We start from the raw sequence: 574 nt of genomic DNA on the forward strand, positions 1-574 counted from the left end.
CGACCCGGGCCTCGCGCAGGCCAAGGGCTCGCCGGACATCTTCATGAACATCCTGACCAGCAACGGCCTCGTGGGCCGCATGGTCACCGACTGGGGCGGTCCGGAGACCGAGCTGCGCAAGGTCGCCATCCGCCTCGGTGCTCCGAACTACCCGGGCGACACGATGACGATCACCGGCAAGGTCACCGCGAAGGCCGACGGCCTGGTCGAGGTGTCCGTGGTCGGGGCGAACAAGCTCGGCAACCACGTGACGGGGACTGTGACCGTCGCGCTCCCGGGAGGGCAGGCATGAGCCTCAAGCACGCGGACAACCTCAAGGGCAAGGCCGCGATCGCCGGTATCGGCGCGACCGAGTTCTCCAAGGAATCCGGCCGGTCCGAACTGCGCCTGGCCGCCGAGGCGGTCGGCGCGGCACTCGACGACGCGGGCCTGAAGCCGTCGGACGTCGACGGCCTGGTGACCTTCACGATGGACACCAACCCGGAGATCTCCGTCGCGCAGGCGTGCGGCATCGGCGACCTGTCGTTCTTCAGCCGGGTGAACTTCGGCGGCGGCGCGGCGTGCGGCACCGTGG

At 70.0% G+C, this 574-nt stretch carries 1 protein-coding gene and 1 pseudogene; both read left to right on the forward strand.

The features are described 5' to 3' along the window. Window positions 1–292: hotdog family protein (locus AC1DSF_RS30605; protein ID WP_478184071.1), on the forward strand; the 292-nt coding region annotated here is incomplete at its 5' end. Next, window positions 289–574: pseudogene (locus AC1DSF_RS30610) on the forward strand (lipid-transfer protein); the annotation flags it as partial. The gene AC1DSF_RS30605 and the pseudogene AC1DSF_RS30610, both read left to right, overlap by 4 nt.

The sequence above is a fragment of the Variovorax sp. 01N429 genome (assembly GCF_056399425.1).